Raw genomic sequence first — 17175 nt, 5'->3', positions numbered from 1 at the left:
GTATGTCGATTGGCAGCAAAGGACTCGCCCTACTCTGCGCAACACTGTTTGTTTCCGGCCTCGCCGGTGCTGGCCCGGTGCAGGCTCAACAGGCCTCCAAGACCGGCCGCACCGCCCCGGCGCCCGCCACCGCGTTACCGCGAAAAGCAGAAAGCAAAGACACCAAGGCGGCCAAGGCCGCCATAGCACAGCGCGAAAAGCTGCAAGAAGCCCGGCTGGCGATTGCGCAAAATGATCAGCGCAGGCTAAAGCAACTCAAGCGCGAGTTGAAGGATTATCCGCTGCTGCCCTATATCGATTACTGGGCGATCAGCAAGAAGCTCTCACGCCTTCCCTACGAGGACATCGACGCGTTTCTTGACGCCTATGACGGTACGGCTATTGGCGACTGGATGCGCATACGGGTGTTGCGCGAACTGGGTAGCCGCGAGCGGTTCCGCGCCTACCTCAAGTACTACCGCCCGGAACAGATCCAGCGCACCCAACTGCGCTGCTACTACGTCGATGCCCTGTCCCGCCATGGCGACAAACAGGAAGCGTACAAGCTGATCGAAGAGCTGTGGACCGTGGGCGCCTCGCAGCCAAAAGAATGCGACCCGGCCTTCAGTCGCTGGATGAGCGACGGTGGTCTCACTCAGGATCGGGCCTGGAAGCGCCACGCGCTATCCGTTCGTTCCGGCAACCTCGACCTGGCGAGCTACATCGCCCGCTCGCTGGATAAGGGGCGCCGCGGACGTGCGGAGCTGATGCGCTCGGTCTACCGCGAACCGGACCAGATCCTCGATTTCGACCGCTTTACCAAGAAAAACCCTGAATACCGCGACATTGTCACTATCGGGCTACGCCGCCTCGCTTCCCGGGACGCGGAAAAAACCAGCCAGGCCTGGCAGCGCTACAGTGCGAGCTATCTGTTCAGCGATGAAGAGCGGGATGAATTCCTGCGGTATCTGGCACTGCAGTTTGCCCGCCAGGACGACCAGCAGGGACTCGAGACACTGATCCGGTCAAACCCGGGCTTTTTTGACCTGCGCACCTCGGAATGGCTGATTCGTCAGTCCCTGCGGGAAATGGACTGGGCACAGGTGGAGTTCTGGATCGACCAGTTGCCACAGGATGACCAGAGCCTTGACCGCTGGCTCTACTGGAGAGCGCGCGCCATCAGCGAGCAACTGGCAGCCAGTGGCAAGAAAGATCCGGCGCGGATCGCGCAGATGGAGAAGCTCTACCAGAAAGCCGCGGCGGAACGCAGCTACTACGGGTTTCTTGCCTCCGACACACTGGGCAAAGACTACAGCTTTGTCGACCGCCCAGCCCCCATCACGCCGGAACTGGTCGATAAAGTAGCGGCGCTTCCCGGCATGCAGCGGGCGGAAGAGTTACAGGCTATCGGCGAGTTCTACCACGCCCGTCGCGAATGGGATTACGCTACCGATGCGATGTCCACGGAAGAACTGATGACCGCCGGCAAGGTGGCGAGCGCATGGGGCTGGTACCACAAATCCATTCAATCGATCCTCGCCGCAGATTACCTGGACGATCTGGAGCTTCGCTTCCCGCTCGCCTTCTCCGATATCGTGAGCGATGTGGCCGGGCGCATGGGCAAGAAAACCGCACTGGATTCTTATCTGGTACTGGCGGTAGCCCGTCAGGAGAGCCATTTCAGCCACGATGCCAAGTCCCACGCGGGCGCGATGGGCCTGATGCAGCTACTCCCGTCTACCGCCCGGGCGACAGCGCGCAAGGCTGGCGTACCGTACCGCCGCAGCTGGGATCTGCTGAACCCGAGCACCAATATCAGCCTCGGCGCCTACTACCTGAATTCACTGCTGAATCGTTTCGACAACAACCGTTTTCTCGCTGCTGCGGCGTATAACGCTGGACCGACACGGGTTTCCCACTGGCTCAAGGACACCAACAAAAAGCTGCCTTTCGACGTGTGGATTGAAACCATCCCCTACAGCGAGACACGCAAATACGTGCAAAACGTTCTCTCTTACTCGGTTATCTACGCCTACCGCAGCGGCGACAAGGCACAGCTGCTGCGGAAAAATGAAGCGGAAGCAAAACTCTGAACTTCTGAATTGGGGATGGTTATTTCAGGCGAGTCTGGAGCCACTGCTCCAGCTCAGAGGCGGTAAACGGCCAGCAGATAACGTCGTCAGTATCCCCCAGTCCGACCACCGGGATGCTCCAGCCAAACAGCCGACTCAACTGTTCGTCCTCGGCAATATCCACCGACTGAAGCCGCAACTGGAATTTCTCCAGTTGCGGCCAGATCTCGACTTTCGCCTTCTCACACAAGCTGCAGCCAAGGGTTGTATAGAGAATCAGGGCACGCTCGGACACGCTTTACACCAACCCTTGCCCCTGGGCCCAGAAATAGCCTGCCACGGCGGCAGCCGCCACCAGCGCTGCGACCCAAATCCATCCACTGCCCCCGGCCGTGGTCGAGCCGCCGGCATATTTCTGCGAGGGCGCCGAATCCGAGCTGTATGACACCTTGCCGCTCTCTTTTACCCGGCTGCGCTGCATTGCCTGATCCAGTGCGGCACTCTGGCGTACCGTATCCGGCATTGTGACTGCCTGGCGCACGGTGGTTTTGTCGATATCATCGGCCGGCCCCACAACGCTGAAACTCAGGCTGTCGAACCGCAATTCATCCCCTCGCCGCACCCGGCATTCAGTCACCCGCTGGTTGTTGAGGTAAGTACCGTTGGCCGAGCCCAGGTCCACCACAAACAGCAACCCCTCACGAACCTCCAGCCGCGCATGACGCCGCGAGAGATGGGACATTGAAAATGTCAGGTCACACTCATCTGAACGCCCTACCACGCTCGTTTCCCGCACCGGGAACACACGCCCGACAATCGCCGGGTGATTGGCGCGCAGCGCCCAGGCGGCGTTGGCGCTGGCACCTGCCGCCTTCAGGCGGGTAATTTTGGGGTCCACAACCGCCAGATTGCGTTCACCCAATTGCACGCGGTCGTTCCGCTGGAGTTTGCAACTGCCTTCAACCGGTTTGCCGTTCACCGCCACCTGGCCTTTTCCTGCCAGGTTGCGCAGCTCCAGTTCCTCGCCATCCACAAGGATTTCCGCATGTAGTTTCGCGATGGATGCGTCCGCCAGTGTGAGGTCACACTGATTACCGCGCCCTATCGTCACCTTGGGAGCCACCAACCACACACTCTGGGTGGCATCTTTCACGTCACAAAGTTTCAGCATCGTCCAGCTTCCTTAAAAGCACGCAAAAGTGTACAATTTTTAACCAGAGCCTGGATCACACAGCGCCAAACTCCCGAGAATTTCACCGACCGGAGCACCCTTCAGGGAACCCTCCGTCACTATCGGCACATTGCCAGAAAGTTTATCACGGGCAATTTCATTGGCCTGTGATTCGGTTTGCAGCTTACAATGCTCGCAGGCTCTAGTATGGAAGTGTTGAAACCCGCATGGATCTGCACGGTTTGGCGCTTTCGACAATAACGACAGGTAACAGGTAGTTGCATACCAGTGAGTGAAGCCAAAGTACGGGAACGCCCGAGTGGTGTGAGCCAGCCCGCCGTCAGCACAACCAGGCGCAGCGCGGGCGCCACCCATACCGGGTACCGACGCGAACAGAATGAGGATGCATACTGGGGCGATGAGACCCGGGGTATCTGGGTTGTCGCAGATGGTCTTGGCGGCCACCAGGCCGGTGAGATTGCCAGCCAAACCGTCGTCGAAGAAATCCAGCGCTCTTCCGCCACCGACCGCCATTACGAGCAAGCCTTGCGGCGGGCACATGCACTCCTGATCGGTGATGAAAACACCACAACCGCCATGGGCACCACCGCGGTGGTAGTGGCCGAAGACGGCGGTTACTTTCACATCTACTGGGTTGGCGACAGCCGCGCCTATCTGTGGACCCCAGCGCAAGCGGGACAAGATGACACCCACTTTCCCTCCGGCACCCTCAAGCAGCTGACAGTTGACCACTCTTACGTACAGATGCTCGTGGACTCTGGCGCAATCAATCAGGAAGAAGCCGCCAGCCACCCGAATCGTCATGTGATCACCCGATGTATCGGTGGATCTACCAACCCCAGCCTCGAAATTGACCGCGCTTCTTTTTCATGGGACGCCGGGCAAAGGTTGTTACTGTGCAGCGACGGGCTCAGTAATGAAGTCAGCGAAGCTGAAATCTGTCAGGTTCTGGCAAGCAATCCCGATAACCAGCGCGCCAGTGAATTGCTGGTTGCTGCCGCCCTCGATGCCGGAGGACGGGACAATATTACCGTCCAGGTCATCAGCTCCCCCGACGACACTTCGCCAGATTCTGAAAACCGGAACTCCCGCACACCAACTCAGGAACCTGAGTCCCGCCAATTTTTTTCCGTTCAGGGCACACTTATCGCAAGAATCGCTACACTTGCGATTATTTTTTCACTAAGTGCTTTCGCGGCCTGGCAGCTGCTGAACGGATAAATAGGGACAGGCTCGAATGGAAGTTGTCAGCAGCGGTACCGCTTCGCTGGAAATTCCCGGCTATCAGATCCTGAAGAAAATCAATCAGGGCGGGATGTCGACGGTTTATCTCGCCACTCAGCGCAGTATGGGCCGCCAGGTAGCGCTGAAAGTAATGTCACCGGTACTGAACGCGGACCCGATCTTTAGTGAGCGCTTCCAGCGCGAAGCGAATATCGTCGGCCAGCTCTCCCACCCCAATATCGTCGCCATTCACGATATCGGCCGCTATCGCAGCCTGAATTACATTGCCATGGACTACCTGCCCGGTGGTTCGGTGGCAGATGCTCTCACCAAGGGTGCACTTGAACCCCTGGAGGCGCTGCACATCACGCGCCAGATTGCGATGGCACTGGACCACGCCAGCAACAAGGGATATGTACACCGGGATCTCAAACCGGAAAATATCCTGTTCCGGGAAGATGGCTCCGCGGTACTGACGGACTTTGGTGTTGCCCGCGCCGTTGCACGCACCACGCGCATGACCAACACCGGCATGGTGGTGGGTACTCCGCACTACATGAGCCCGGAGCAGGCACGCGGCGCCGCCGTGGATGGCCGAGCAGACCTCTACAGCCTGGGGGTGGTGTTTTACGAGATGCTAACCAGCGCGGTGCCCTTCCAGGCGGAAGAGGCTGTGGCAATCGCCATCAAACACCTCACCGACCCGATCCCCCGCCTGCCGGCACGCCACTCCCTGTATCAGGGACTGATTGATCGCTTTCTTGCAAAAGACCCGGATCAACGCTTTCAACGCGGCCTGGACGTGGTCGATGCCATCGACCAGCTGCTCGCCGCACTGGATGGTAAGACGCCGGCGCCGACAACCAAGCTGAATAACACCTCCGTGCGCGTTTCCAGCCTTCTGCGTGCCCTGGTGATGACCCTTTACGGCACACTTAGTGACCGGCTAACGGCCAGCTGGGCACGCTGGCGGGACAAGCCGCTGCACCAGCAGAATCCACGCGCTGAACAACAAACCATAATGCGTATCCAGCAGGTGATGCAGCAGGCTGCTCCGGTCAAACGCCGGTCATGGCTGTTTGCTGGTACCGTCGCCGCGAGCCTGTTGCTGGTCTGGGTGTTGTTCAGCCTGTTCAGCAACAAATTCCAGTGGCAGAGCGAGTCTGGCCTGGTAAGTGACGCGGTGGATATCACCTCACAGATACTTCTGCCAGAACCGGTCAGTGACACCTCGACCGCGCGAAACACACCTCCCGAGCAGATTCCCGGCCCGATCACACCGCTGATTACCGATCAAACCAACCAGATACGCCCGATTATTCGCAGCGAGCAGAGCCCGGTAGCACCGGTAGAGACAGCTACTTCGGCGAAGAGCACCGCAGATGCTGACGCCGAAGAGCCAGAAGCTGATACCAAAGGCGCGACACAGGAAGACAGCCGACCTGTGTCAGAGCCTGAAGAGCCCTCAGTGGAGGATGTGCCGCCCACTTATGCCCTGATGGTATCCGCGAAGCCAAAAGGCGCCCGCATCCGTATCATGAATATCGTGCCGCGTTACACGCCGGGCATGGCCCTGGAGCCCGGGCGTTACGATATTGAAGTCAGTAAAGCCGGCTACAGCACTGTGCGCCGCTGGATCGAAATCAGTTCCGCGGATGTAAACCTTGCGGTGGAACTGGAGCGTAAATTCTTCCCTGGCAAAAGCTTCCGGTCCGCATTGAAATCCGGCGGCAAGGGTCCGGAAATGGTGGTCGTGGCGCCTGGTGAATTTACCATGGGCAATAATCGCCGGCCGTTCACCAGCCCGGAACACAAGATTGCCATCCGTCGTCCCTACGCCATCGGCGTTCACGAAATCACTTTCAACGATTACGACCGCTACGCCAAGGCCAGTGGCCGCGCCCTGCCTTCGGATGAGGGCTGGGGGCGAGACACAAGGCCGGTAATCAATGTGAGCTGGCAGGATGCTCAGCGCTATGCCAAATGGCTGAGTAACGAGACCGGGCTGAACTACCGCCTGGCCAGTGAAGCAGAGTGGGAGTTTGCCGCCCGTGCCGGCACAGATACGCCGTTCTGGTGGGAAGATGGTAGCGCCAAGGGCAAGGCCAATTGCCGTCGCGGTTGTGCCAGCGAATTCAATTCACTGTTTAGCATTTCCAGCGCGCCGGTAGGAAATTACAAGGCTAACCCCTATGGCCTTTTTGACACCTCGGGCAATGTGGGAGAGTGGGTGCAGGATTGCTTCCTCGGCGACTTCACCAATCACCGTAATGATACGCGCCCGGTGCAACTGAAAAACTGCGAACTGCGCGTAATACGCGGCGGGTCCATGCGCGACCCCCTGCGCAATATCACTTCCGACTACCGCACTGGCCTCAGCGAAAAAGCCACCTCCAGAGAGGTGGGCTTCCGCCTGGTCATGGAGCTCTGAACCGAGTGACGGAGCGTGTTTAACGCTCCGTAACTACCGGTTAATGCGCCTTGATTTCCCATACATTGTGTATCTTGGGATTGCGTTGAAAGTCCTTGTCCAGCAGCGTGGATGACAGGTTTTCAACCGCATATTCAGACTGTATGGCTTCATCCATCTTGAAACTTCGCAGGTTGTTCGAAAACAACAAGGTGCCACCGGGACTCAATAGCGCCATGCACTGGCGAATCAATTCCCCGTGATCCCGCTGGATATCCAGCACACCGCGCATTTTTGCCGAATTGGAAAACGTCGGCGGATCGAGAAAAATCACATCGTAGTGACCGCGACGATTTTGCTGCGCAGCCTGCAGCCACTGCATACAATCCGCCTCGATCAGCTGGTGGCGATAGGGATCCATATTGTTCTGACGGAAATTTCTCTGCGCCCAGGCCTGATAGGTTTTCGACAGGTCCACACTGGTGCTCTCCGTGCAACCGCCGAGCGCCGCCTGCACGGTTGCGGTAGCGGTGTAACAGAACAGGTTGAGCAGTTTCTTACCGGCCGACAGCTGTTTCAGGTACTGACGAACAGGCCGGTGATCCAGGAACAGGCCGGTATCCAGATAATCCCACAGGTTGATTTCCAGCTGGGCGCCGTATTCGTCCACCCAGAATGCCTGCGCGGCATCCCCACGCTTCTGGTACTGACTACCGCTGTCCTTGTGGGAGTGCCGGCGGCGCTCCTTGATAGAAACATTGCGACCAGGCAAGTCCAGCACATGGCGTGTGGCCCGCACCAGCTCTGACAGTCGCGCCCGGGCCTTGTCCTCGGGGATAGTCGCTGGAGCCCGATATTCCTGAATATGCGCGTAGGTCTGATCCTCCACTGAGCGGTAGACATCAATGGCGGCGGAGAACTCAGGTAAATCCGCATCGTACAGCCGGTAGCAGCTGACGCCGTTTTTGTTCGCCCATTTACCCGTATTGCGGAGGTTTTTCTGCAGCCGGTTTGCCACCATCTGAGCTTCATCGGAAAGGCGCGGCTTGGTACGCTCGCCGCTGCTGCCTCCTTCCGAATCGCGCTGCTGGTGAATTTCAAACAACAGCAACTGACTGGGGATACTGCCGTTGAAAAGCTTGTACTGCTTGTGCGAGCGCAGGCCAGTGGAGTGGCACAGTTCCGGGTTCCCGGTAAAGATAGCCGCTTTCCAACCGCCAAATTCCTGCTTCAGCTGGCGCCCCAGCTCCGCATAGGTTTCCCGCAGCTCCTCCTGCTCCCCGAGGCGCTCGCCATAGGGTGGATTGGTAATCACCAGCCCCGGCTTTACCGGGCGGTGACTCGGCACCTTGAAGGCACCGACCGGGCGGCAACTGACCCGCACGTGCTTGTCCAGGCCGGCGCGGGCGATATTGGACTCCGCAGCAAACAATACTTTCGCATCGGCATCGTATCCGCGAATCTCTGGCAAAGGCTTTTGCAAACCTTCCACCCGGCGTTGTAATGCCTCTTCGCGGAGTGGCAGCCACAGGTCGTTCTGGTGATTGAGCCAGCGCTCAAATCCGAAACTGTCGCGCATAAGTCCCGGGGCTATATCCGCAGCCATCAACGCGCCCTCCACCAGGAAGGTTCCGGAACCGCACATGGGGTCCAGCAGAGCGCCACCCTGCTCGGCGATTTCGGGCCAGCCGGCGCGCACCAGGAGCGCCGCAGCCAGATTTTCCTTGAGAGGTGCCGCTCCAATATGGGTTCGATACCCACGGCGGTGCAGACTGTCACCACACAGGTCGATGCCTATTTCCAGTTTGTCGCGGTGCAAGCGGAGCATTACCGACAGGTCGGGGTCCCGCTTGTCGACGTCCGGGCGTGCCCCGGTGACCTTGCGCAGCCGATCGACGATCGCGTCCTTGGCCTTCTGCGCGCCGAACTGACTGTTGCGGATCTCGCGGTTGGTGCCGGAAAACTGCACCCAGAGCACGCCCGTAGGGCTGATATGCTCCTCCCACGGAATTTCGACGACCGCCCGGTAAAGCCCTTCCGCATCTTCAACCCGCTCGTGCCCCAGATTGAGCAAAACGCGGTTGGCGAGCCGGCTCCACAGGCAGGTCCGGTACGCCATCGCCAGGTCTGAAGAAAAGCGCACTGCAGCGGGCTGTTCACGCTCCACGGCGGCGCCCAGCGCGCGCAACTCCTCTGCAAGCACGTTTTCCAGCCCTTTCGGGCAGGTTGCGGTAAATGAATACTTGGCAGTCAAAAGCTCAGCCTCTGTGATTGATTAGCGATTCTGGCAACGTCATGCCGGGCAATCTGGCCAGGCGGTGAATTTGGTGGCGCAAGCATACCGGAAAGCAGCACAGCATTCTTCAGTTCCCGCAGGGCAAACAACAACACCCGCCCGCCTAGATAGATTCTTCCTAACCAGTGCTTTTTTCAGAAAAAACCATTCGTTCCGACGCGGCGCGGAATCTGGTTTACTGCAACTCTTCTCGCCAGGCCGCTTCCACAATAAGCTGGTTTCTGCGCAGGGGGGAAATTGTTGATCCCGATCAGCACATTCCAGATTTGAGAAGAAGTTCGAGGTACCCTATCTATGAAACGCCAAAAACGTAATCCCAACGATAGAGCTTTCCACAAAGGTTACGTTGCTGCCGTTGAAGGCAGAAACCACGACAGCTGTCCCCACGATGCTGGATCTCAGCATCAGGAATGGGTAAACGGCTGGCGCCAGGGGCGGCAGGATTACTGGAGCGGCTTTGGGCGAGCGGCTCTGGCGCAGCGCATGGCCAATATGTAAACGCCCGGACTATTTATCAGTTTGCCACGCAGGGCTCTCACCCTGCGTGGATACCGTTTTCTCAACTAACATTTTCTCAACCAACAACTGTCACGTGCTTGTTGAGACAAAAATCCCGGGAAGACCCGGGATTTTTTTCGGCCAACTATTCCAGATACTGGAACGACTATCTTACGAACCTTCTGAAACAACCCTGCCCTTATGCAACTCGGCAATTGCGGCAGCGGCTTCGCGAATAACATCCGGACCGCGGTATATGAATCCAGTATAAATCTGGACTGCAGTAGCGCCCGCTCGAATTTTTTCTGCCGCGGACTCACCGTCAAAAATACCCCCTACCCCGATAATCGGGATTTCCCCGTTTAACGCGTCGGACAGTTTACGAATGACTTCGGTAGAGCGTTCCGCCAGCGGGCGGCCACTCAGCCCCCCTTCTTCATTTCCATGCTCCAGCTTCGCTACCGAGGATTTATCGATGGTGGTATTGGTGGCAATAACCCCATCGATCTCATGATCGCGCAGTGCCTTGGCCACATGATGAATCGCTTCCTCATCCATATCGGGCGCAATCTTGACTGCCAGGGGCACATAGCGGTCGTGCTCTGCGGCCAGAGCATTCTGTTTTTCTTTCAGTGCTTCCAGCAGCTTGCTCAGGCTGTCTCCGAACTGCAGGTCACGCAGACCCTTGGTGTTCGGGGAGGATACGTTCGCGGTGATGTAGTCCGCATGCGCGTAGACTTTCTCCATGCACAGGCAGTAATCATCTGCCGCATTTTCTACCGGTGTATCAAAGTTCTTGCCCACGTTGATACCAAGCACCCCGGAGTAACGCCGGCGCTTTACCCGCTCGAGCAGATAATCAACACCTTCGTTGTTAAAGCCCATGCGGTTGATGATGGCTTCCGCCTCCGGAAGGCGGAACAGGCGCGGATGCGGATTCCCCGGCTGTGGCCGCGGGGTTACAGTGCCAACTTCCACAAAACCAAAGCCCAGAGCGCCCAGTCCGTTAAACGCCTGGGCGTTTTTGTCGAGACCAGCAGCCAGCCCCACCGGATTTGGCAGGGTCAGCCCCATCAGCTCGACCGGATCATCCGGGATCTGACTGGCAATAAGGGACATGAGCCCAAGACGCTCTGCGGCGCCGATGGCATCGATAGAAAGGTGGTGAGACCGCTCCGGGTCCAGCGCAAACAGGGCTTTGCGCAAATGCTGATACATGGGCTTCCCTTAGAATCCATCGCCCGGCCTGAAATACGCCAGCGGCCCGGGCTTTCGACTGTACAAATCCGGCGGCCCCGGTGGTGTGGATGGGCCAGCGAACTGGCCCCGTGGTCCACCGTGGGCGCGCCTATTGTACGGATTTCTGGCGCAGTTTGCTGGCCGGATTAACCGGCCAGCGTCTCGTGGTCTGCGGTGGCATTTGCCAGGTACATCAGTTCACGCAGTGCCACGGTGAACATGGCGAAGTCTCCCTGCGGTGTGGACTTGAGCTCCTTCACCAGGTTCTCCCAGCGCTGGATCGGCTGCGCCATCAGATCTACCCAACGCTCGACCGCGGTTTCGATATCCAGGCCGTCGTCACCCGCCAGACGCAGAAGGTGGATAGCGAGGCGCGACAGCTGGCTGTCCAGGTCATCCATACTGGTCTCGCGCGCCTGTGACTGCCAGAAGGTCGCGGCGGGCAAATCAATGATCTGGTTACCGAACCAGTACAGCCCCAGCTTGTCGGCCAGCGCGAAGTAGACTTTCGCCACTTCCTCCACCGGCCGGTCACTGATCCGGGCCGACTCGGAAATACCCAGCGCCGAGAACAGGTAGGTGGGTGATGCAGCCAGCATGGCCAGCTGTTCGGGCACGTTCGATTCCACCAGATACTCTTGCCGGGACTTCCACGCGCGCAGCGGTTCACCACTCAGCACTTCCGGCAACGCCCGGATAACCCGCTGTACCGGCTCCAGGAACAGTTCCCGCTCCTGCGCCGGATCCAGTTCTCCACGCCGGTTACGTATAAACCAGCGGGTGGCCCGGCGTACACGGCCAATCATCGAGTTCATGAGCTGGAGCTGGAGTTCTGCGGGCACCTTGTAGTCCAGTGCGGCTACGCCGTCCTGGAACTCCGACATCAGGTAGACGTCCCTCGCACTGATGTATGCCGCCGCGATGGTATCGATATCGGCGCCGGTCGCACCGCTGATACGGTTATAGAACGTAATCCCCATGCTGTTGACCACGTCATTTGCCACCTGGGTGGAGACAATTTCACGGCGCAGCTGGTGGTCATACACGAGGGCCTTGTAACGGGCTACCAGCGCCGGAGGGAAAGCCGACTCAACCGCGGACTGCACATAGTCATTGTCAATGATATGTGACTGCAGCAGCTCTTCCTTCAGCTTTACCTTCACATAGGAAATCAGTACAGACAGCTCTGGCCTTGTCAGATACTGGCCCTTGTTCTGGCGTTGGTTCAGTATCTCGTTGTCGGGAATAAACTCCAGCGCGCGGCGCAGGCGCCCTTCCGATTCCAGCGCATTGATGGTGCGGCGGTACTCGTCAAAACGATCACTCACCTGATAGGCGGCGACACTGAGGGCACGAGTCTGGTTGTAATTGTTGTCGAGCACCAGCTCGGCTACGGACTCGGTCATTTCCTCCAGCAGCTGATTGCGCTGCTTGTCAGTGAGGTCGCCATTGGCCACCACCTTGTCCAGCAGGATCTTGATGTTCACCTCGTGGTCAGAACAGTCCACACCACCGGCGTTGTCGATGAAGTCGGTATTACAGCGGCCACCATTCAGGGAAAACTCAATGCGGCCACGCTGGGTCATGCCCAGGTTCCCACCCTCACCAAACACCTTGCAGCGCAGCTGGTTACCGTTGACCCGCAGGTTGTCATTGGATTTGTCACCCACCTGGCCATGGCTTTCAGCGCTGCCTTTGACGTAGGTGCCAATGCCACCATTCCAGATCAAATCGACCGGTGCTTTCAGCATCGCGCTGATCAGCTCATTGGGAGTCAGCTGGTCTTCCGTAATACCAAATGCCTGCTGCATCTCCGGGGTAATTTTTACCGACTTCGCGCGGCGCTCAAAAATACCACCACCTTTCGAGATCAGGCTCATGTTGTAGTCTGCCCAACTGGAACGCGGCAGATCAAACAGGCGCTTGCGCTCGACGTAACTGCTCGACGCATCCGGGTTCGGGTCCACAAAAATATGCAGGTGGTTGAAGGCCCCTTTCAGGCAGATATGCTCAGACAACAGCATGCCGTTGCCAAAAACATCACCGCCCATGTCGCCAACACCGATCACCGAGAAATTCTCGGCCTGGACATTGATGCCCATTTCACGGAAATGCCGCTGTACCGAAACCCAGGCACCGCGTGCGGTGATGCCCATTTTCTTGTGGTCGTAACCATTACTGCCACCAGAGGCAAAGGCGTCACCCAGCCAGAAATCGTACTCGGCGGCGATGCCATTGGCGATGTCCGAGAAGGTCGCAGTGCCCTTGTCGGCGGCGACCACCAGGTAGGGGTCTTCGTCATCACGGCAAATCACGCGCTCCGGCGGAACCACCTCGCCATCCTTCAGGTTATCGGTGATATCCAACAGGCCACGGATAAAGGTCTTGTAACAGCTGATACCCGATTCAATAAACGCTTCGCGGCTATTGTCCATCGGCGGCTTGCGCACGACGAAACCGCCTTTGGCCCCGCTGGGTACAATCACCGCGTTTTTCACATTCTGTGCCTTAACCAGGCCCAGCACTTCGGTACGGAAGTCTTCCAGGCGATCGGACCAGCGCAGCCCGCCACGTGCTACCTTGCCTCCGCGCAAGTGCACCCCTTCGACCTGTGGCGAGTAAACGAAGATCTCGAACTCCGGGCGCGGTTCCGGGATATTCGGAATATCCCGCGGGCTGAATTTGATCGATATGTAATCTTTCGGCTGGTCCTGATCATCCAGCTGGAAGAAATTGGTTCGCAGGGTTCCCCGAATCAGGTCGAGATAACGGCGGATCACCTGATCTTCGTTGAGGTTGTCCACCCCATCCAGTCCGTCGTGGATCTTCTTGATCAGACGCTCGACTCTTGACTGGTCCTGACGATCGCTTGCGTTGATACGTGGGTCAAACATCGCCCGGAACAAGGCAACCAGATTGCGGGTAATTTCCACATGGTTGGCCAGTGTGGTCGCAATATAGGTCTGGCTGGCACTGAACTTGGTCTGCTTCAGGTAGCGCGCATAGGCCCGCAACATCGTCACTTCACGCCAGTTCAGGCGCGCGGCCAGTACCAGGCGGTTGAACGCATCGCTTTCCGCCACCCCATCCCAGATTGCCGCGAACGCGTCCTGGAAGAGTGAGCGGGAGGCCTGGGCGTCGACCCTGGTGGGCAGGCCAAATTCCAGGTGGAATTCGTGCATCCACACATCCTGCTGCCCCCGGGGCCGGATCGTGTAGGGGAACTCTCCCATCACACGCAGACCGAGGTGTTCCAGAACCGGAATCACGTCCGACAGCGTCAAACCGCTGCCCACATTGAACACCTTGAAGCGCAGACTGCCAGGCTCTGCGCCGACCGGCTGATAGAAGCTCATCGCAACACGATTTTTCTCACTGAGCTCCTGGATGGAAATCACATCCTGAACGGCGATGCGAGGCTCGAAATCCTCCCGGTATCCCGCCGGGAAGGCCTGCCCGAAGGTGCCAATCAGGCGACTTCCGACCTCCTCACCGTGGGTTTCAATCAGGGATCTTTGGAACACGTCTTCCCAGCTGCGGGTAATATCCACGATTTGCGCCTCCAGTCGCGCTACATCAATTTCCACCGGTTGGTTGGGGTCTACTCGGAACACCAGATGTACCCGGGCGAGAATCGATTCGGAAAAATACGTCGTAAAATCGGAGTCCAGCGCGTGAATGGTACGGGCGATCCGTTCGCTGATCCGTTCGCGCACCTCGCTGGAAAACTGGTCCCTCGGCACATACACCATCGCGGTGACGAACTTGCCAAAAGGGTCTTTGCGCATAAACAGCCGCAAACGGGCGCGCTCATTCATCGCGAGCACGCCCAGTGTGGTTTCGTACAGCTCACGGGTACTGCTCTGAAACAGCTCGTCACGCGGGAACGTATCCAGAATCCTCTTAAGCGCCTTACCGTCGTGGCTGGTCGGCGCCAGCCCGCTCTGCTCAATCACCGACGCGAGCTTGCGGCGGATAATGGGGATCTTGGAGGGGCTCTCGGTATACACCGGTGAGGTGTACAACCCCATAAACGCGGATTCGCCGATCACATCGCCGGCGGCGTCGTAGCGCTTGATGCTTACATAGTCAGAGTACGCGGCGCGGTGCACCCGGGATTTCACCGAAGACTTGGCGAAGGTGAGGAAGTTGGGACCCTGATAGAACTTCTGCTTGCCTTCGTTGAAGGCATATTCTGGCGTCGGCTCAGCCGATTGCTCGAGGTTTTTGAAAATACCCAGGCGGCGGCCCTCCACCTCGCACAGCACCTTTTTATCGCCCTGCTGGCAAAACTCGTATTCGCGATAACCAAGGAAGGTGAAGTTACCGTCACGCATCCACTGCAGAAACGCACTGGCCTCTTCCAGATTGGCGTCATTATCCGCCAGACAGGTGTGCAGCTGGTCTTCCATGGCCGCGCAGGTATCCAGCATGGGCACGTAATCATCCACCGCTAACGCGACGTCACCCAGGGTTTCCTTCAGGTCCCGGGTCATCTCGGATGCGTGGGAGGCCGATGTATCCAGGTTGATCTCGACGTAGATCAGCGCCTCTCCGGTTACCCCGGGATTTTCCTGAAGACCTTCGTCCTCCCGAGGCCCCGGCGGGAGCAGCTTGTGAAGACAGCCGTCGTCACCACGCCGCATTTGCAACACGGTGCTCTTGATGGAGTGGATAACCGTGTCGCGCTGATTGATCTCCATCCGCACGGAATCCACCAGAAAGGGCATGTCCCGTTGCAGTACACAGACCACCGTGTGCGAACATTCCCAGCCGTGCTCTTCCAGGCGCGGGTTGAATACGCGGATTTTGGGTTCCCCGGCAGTGCGCTGCTGGATAAAGTCCCAGCAGGTGTAAATACACCCGTACACATCAGCCAGGCGCCGCCCCGCCAGATCCTCCAGCGGGTACTGATTCAGAAACTGCGCGGCAAAGGCCGCCACCGGCTCTGCCTTGTCGCCCAGTTTTTCCCCTATGAGGGCACTGACCTGTGCCAGCAGCTCCTCCCGGCTATCGGTAATGACCGTCGCCATATTCACGTGCTTCCTCCCATCGCCGCGCGACTGCCATCGCGCGCCAGAATGCTACATTTGCAAATTCAAGGTAGAACTAACCGTCAGAATAACTGTCTACTCTGCGGTCTTCGGGTTGCCCGAACAGCGACAGCGGTTGCCTCACGGCTCATCGCCGCTAAAATCAACCAGCCCGCGAAATCCGAACGAGTAGCTATATATAAAGATGATAGATAGCCACCCGCTCCGGGCAGCGTATTGAAACAGGAAATTGGCAAAAGAAGTGACGATATGGACACACGCCAGCAGATAAAAATTCTGGGCGATTGGCTGGAACAGCAGATTATTGGTCAGGAGATTCTGGTCAACCGAATCCTGATAGGACTCCTGGCCGACGGACACCTCCTGGTAGAAGGCGCTCCGGGCCTCGCCAAGACGAAAGCCATCAAGACTCTGGCGGATGCCATCGAGGGGGACTTCCACCGGGTCCAGTTCACCCCGGACCTGCTGCCGGCAGATATTACTGGCACGGATATCTACCGACCGGAAACCGGTGAATTTCATTTCCAGCCCGGTCCGGTATTTCACAACCTGATTCTCGCGGATGAGATCAACCGTGCACCCGCCAAAGTTCAATCCGCCCTGCTCGAGGCGATGGCAGAGCGCCAGATCAGTGTGGGCCGTAAAACCTACTCCCTGCCCGACCTGTTTCTGGTGATGGCCACCCAGAACCCCATCGAGCAGGAAGGCACCTACCCTCTTCCGGAGGCGCAGCTCGACCGCTTCCTGATGCAGGTCAACCTGCATTATCCGGATGCCGAAGCCGAGACAAGGATTCTCAAGCTGGCACGCTCCGAAGCGAGCCATGGCGAGGGCCGCCCGCAGACCGTGATCAGTCAGGAGACCATCTTTGCCGCGCGCCAGGAGATTCTTGACCTGACGATGGTAGAGGCGGTGGAAACCTACATCGTGCAGCTGGTCATCGCTACCCGCGAGCCACAACGATATGATGACGAGCTGGCCGCGTGGCTGGATTTTGGCGCCAGTCCACGAGCCACCATCGCATTGGATCGCTGTGCCCGCGCATACGCATGGCTGGCGGGGCGCGACTACGTAACCCCGGATGATGTTATGGCCATCGCACCGGACGTGCTCCGCCACCGCCTGCTGTTAAGCTTTGAGGCCGAGGCCGCCGGCGCCAATGCCGACCAGGTAATTCATCGCCTGTTGCAGCAGGTACCGGCCATTTAAGC

10 protein-coding genes are annotated in these 17175 nt (G+C 58.3%); 5 read left to right on the top strand and 5 right to left on the bottom strand.

All coding sequences use genetic code 11. The features are described from left to right. Positions 1–2: 2 nt before the first annotated feature. Entirely contained in the window at positions 3–2072 is a 2070-nt protein-coding gene (locus GTQ55_RS08135) for a transglycosylase SLT domain-containing protein (RefSeq protein ID WP_161858281.1), read from the top strand. Positions 2073–2091: 19 nt separating this feature from the next. On the opposite strand, the gene GTQ55_RS08130 is transcribed toward GTQ55_RS08135, so the two are convergent. Both GTQ55_RS08130 and GTQ55_RS08125 read right to left on the bottom strand, forming a co-directional pair. Beyond that, positions 2092–2346: a glutaredoxin family protein gene (locus GTQ55_RS08130; protein ID WP_161858280.1), complete on the bottom strand. Its 255-nt coding sequence runs from the start codon at positions 2344–2346 to the stop codon at positions 2092–2094. 3 nt (positions 2347–2349) lie between these two features. After that, on the bottom strand, positions 2350–3222 hold the full coding sequence (locus tag GTQ55_RS08125; protein WP_161858279.1) for an FHA domain-containing protein: 873 nt from the start codon (positions 3220–3222) through the stop codon (positions 2350–2352). A 288-nt stretch (positions 3223–3510) separates the two neighbouring features. Between GTQ55_RS08125 and GTQ55_RS08120 the strand changes: the two genes are divergently transcribed. Beyond that, positions 3511–4464 carry a PP2C family protein-serine/threonine phosphatase gene (locus tag GTQ55_RS08120; RefSeq protein ID WP_161858278.1) on the top strand — a complete coding sequence of 318 codons (954 nt, stop codon included), beginning with the start codon at positions 3511–3513 and terminating at the stop codon, positions 4462–4464. Positions 4465–4480: 16 nt separating this feature from the next. Further along, positions 4481–6898 carry a bifunctional serine/threonine-protein kinase/formylglycine-generating enzyme family protein gene (locus GTQ55_RS08115; protein ID WP_161858277.1) on the top strand — a complete coding sequence of 806 codons (2418 nt, stop codon included), beginning with the start codon at positions 4481–4483 and terminating at the stop codon, positions 6896–6898. Between the two features lie 40 nt (positions 6899–6938). On the opposite strand, the gene rlmKL is transcribed toward GTQ55_RS08115, so the two are convergent. Beyond that, positions 6939–9131, bottom strand: a complete 2193-nt coding sequence (rlmKL, locus tag GTQ55_RS08110; RefSeq protein WP_161858276.1) for a bifunctional 23S rRNA (guanine(2069)-N(7))-methyltransferase RlmK/23S rRNA (guanine(2445)-N(2))-methyltransferase RlmL — start codon at positions 9129–9131, stop codon at positions 6939–6941. Between the two features lie 336 nt (positions 9132–9467). Between rlmKL and rmf the strand changes: the two genes are divergently transcribed. Next, positions 9468–9671 carry a ribosome modulation factor gene (gene rmf / locus GTQ55_RS08105; RefSeq protein ID WP_161858275.1) on the top strand — a complete coding sequence of 68 codons (204 nt, stop codon included), beginning with the start codon at positions 9468–9470 and terminating at the stop codon, positions 9669–9671. Positions 9672–9842: 171 nt separating this feature from the next. On the opposite strand, the gene GTQ55_RS08100 is transcribed toward rmf, so the two are convergent. Together GTQ55_RS08100 and GTQ55_RS08095 are read right to left on the bottom strand one after the other, a co-directional pair. Next, positions 9843–10889, bottom strand: a complete 1047-nt coding sequence (locus tag GTQ55_RS08100) for a quinone-dependent dihydroorotate dehydrogenase (RefSeq protein ID WP_161858274.1) — start codon at positions 10887–10889, stop codon at positions 9843–9845. A 167-nt stretch (positions 10890–11056) separates the two neighbouring features. Further along, the gene (locus GTQ55_RS08095) at positions 11057–15943 is read right to left on the bottom strand and encodes an NAD-glutamate dehydrogenase (protein WP_161858273.1); all 4887 of its coding nucleotides are present in this window, start codon (positions 15941–15943) and stop codon (positions 11057–11059) included. 270 nt (positions 15944–16213) lie between these two features. On the opposite strand from GTQ55_RS08095, the gene GTQ55_RS08090 reads away from it, so the two are divergent. After that, the gene (locus GTQ55_RS08090) at positions 16214–17173 is read left to right on the top strand and encodes an AAA family ATPase (protein ID WP_161858272.1); all 960 of its coding nucleotides are present in this window, start codon (positions 16214–16216) and stop codon (positions 17171–17173) included. The last annotated feature ends 2 nt before the right edge of the window (positions 17174–17175 follow it).

Source organism: Microbulbifer hydrolyticus (assembly GCF_009931115.1).
Classification (GTDB): Bacteria; Pseudomonadota; Gammaproteobacteria; order Pseudomonadales; family Cellvibrionaceae; genus Microbulbifer; species Microbulbifer hydrolyticus.
This window is presented reverse-complemented; position numbering and strand designations above follow the sequence as displayed.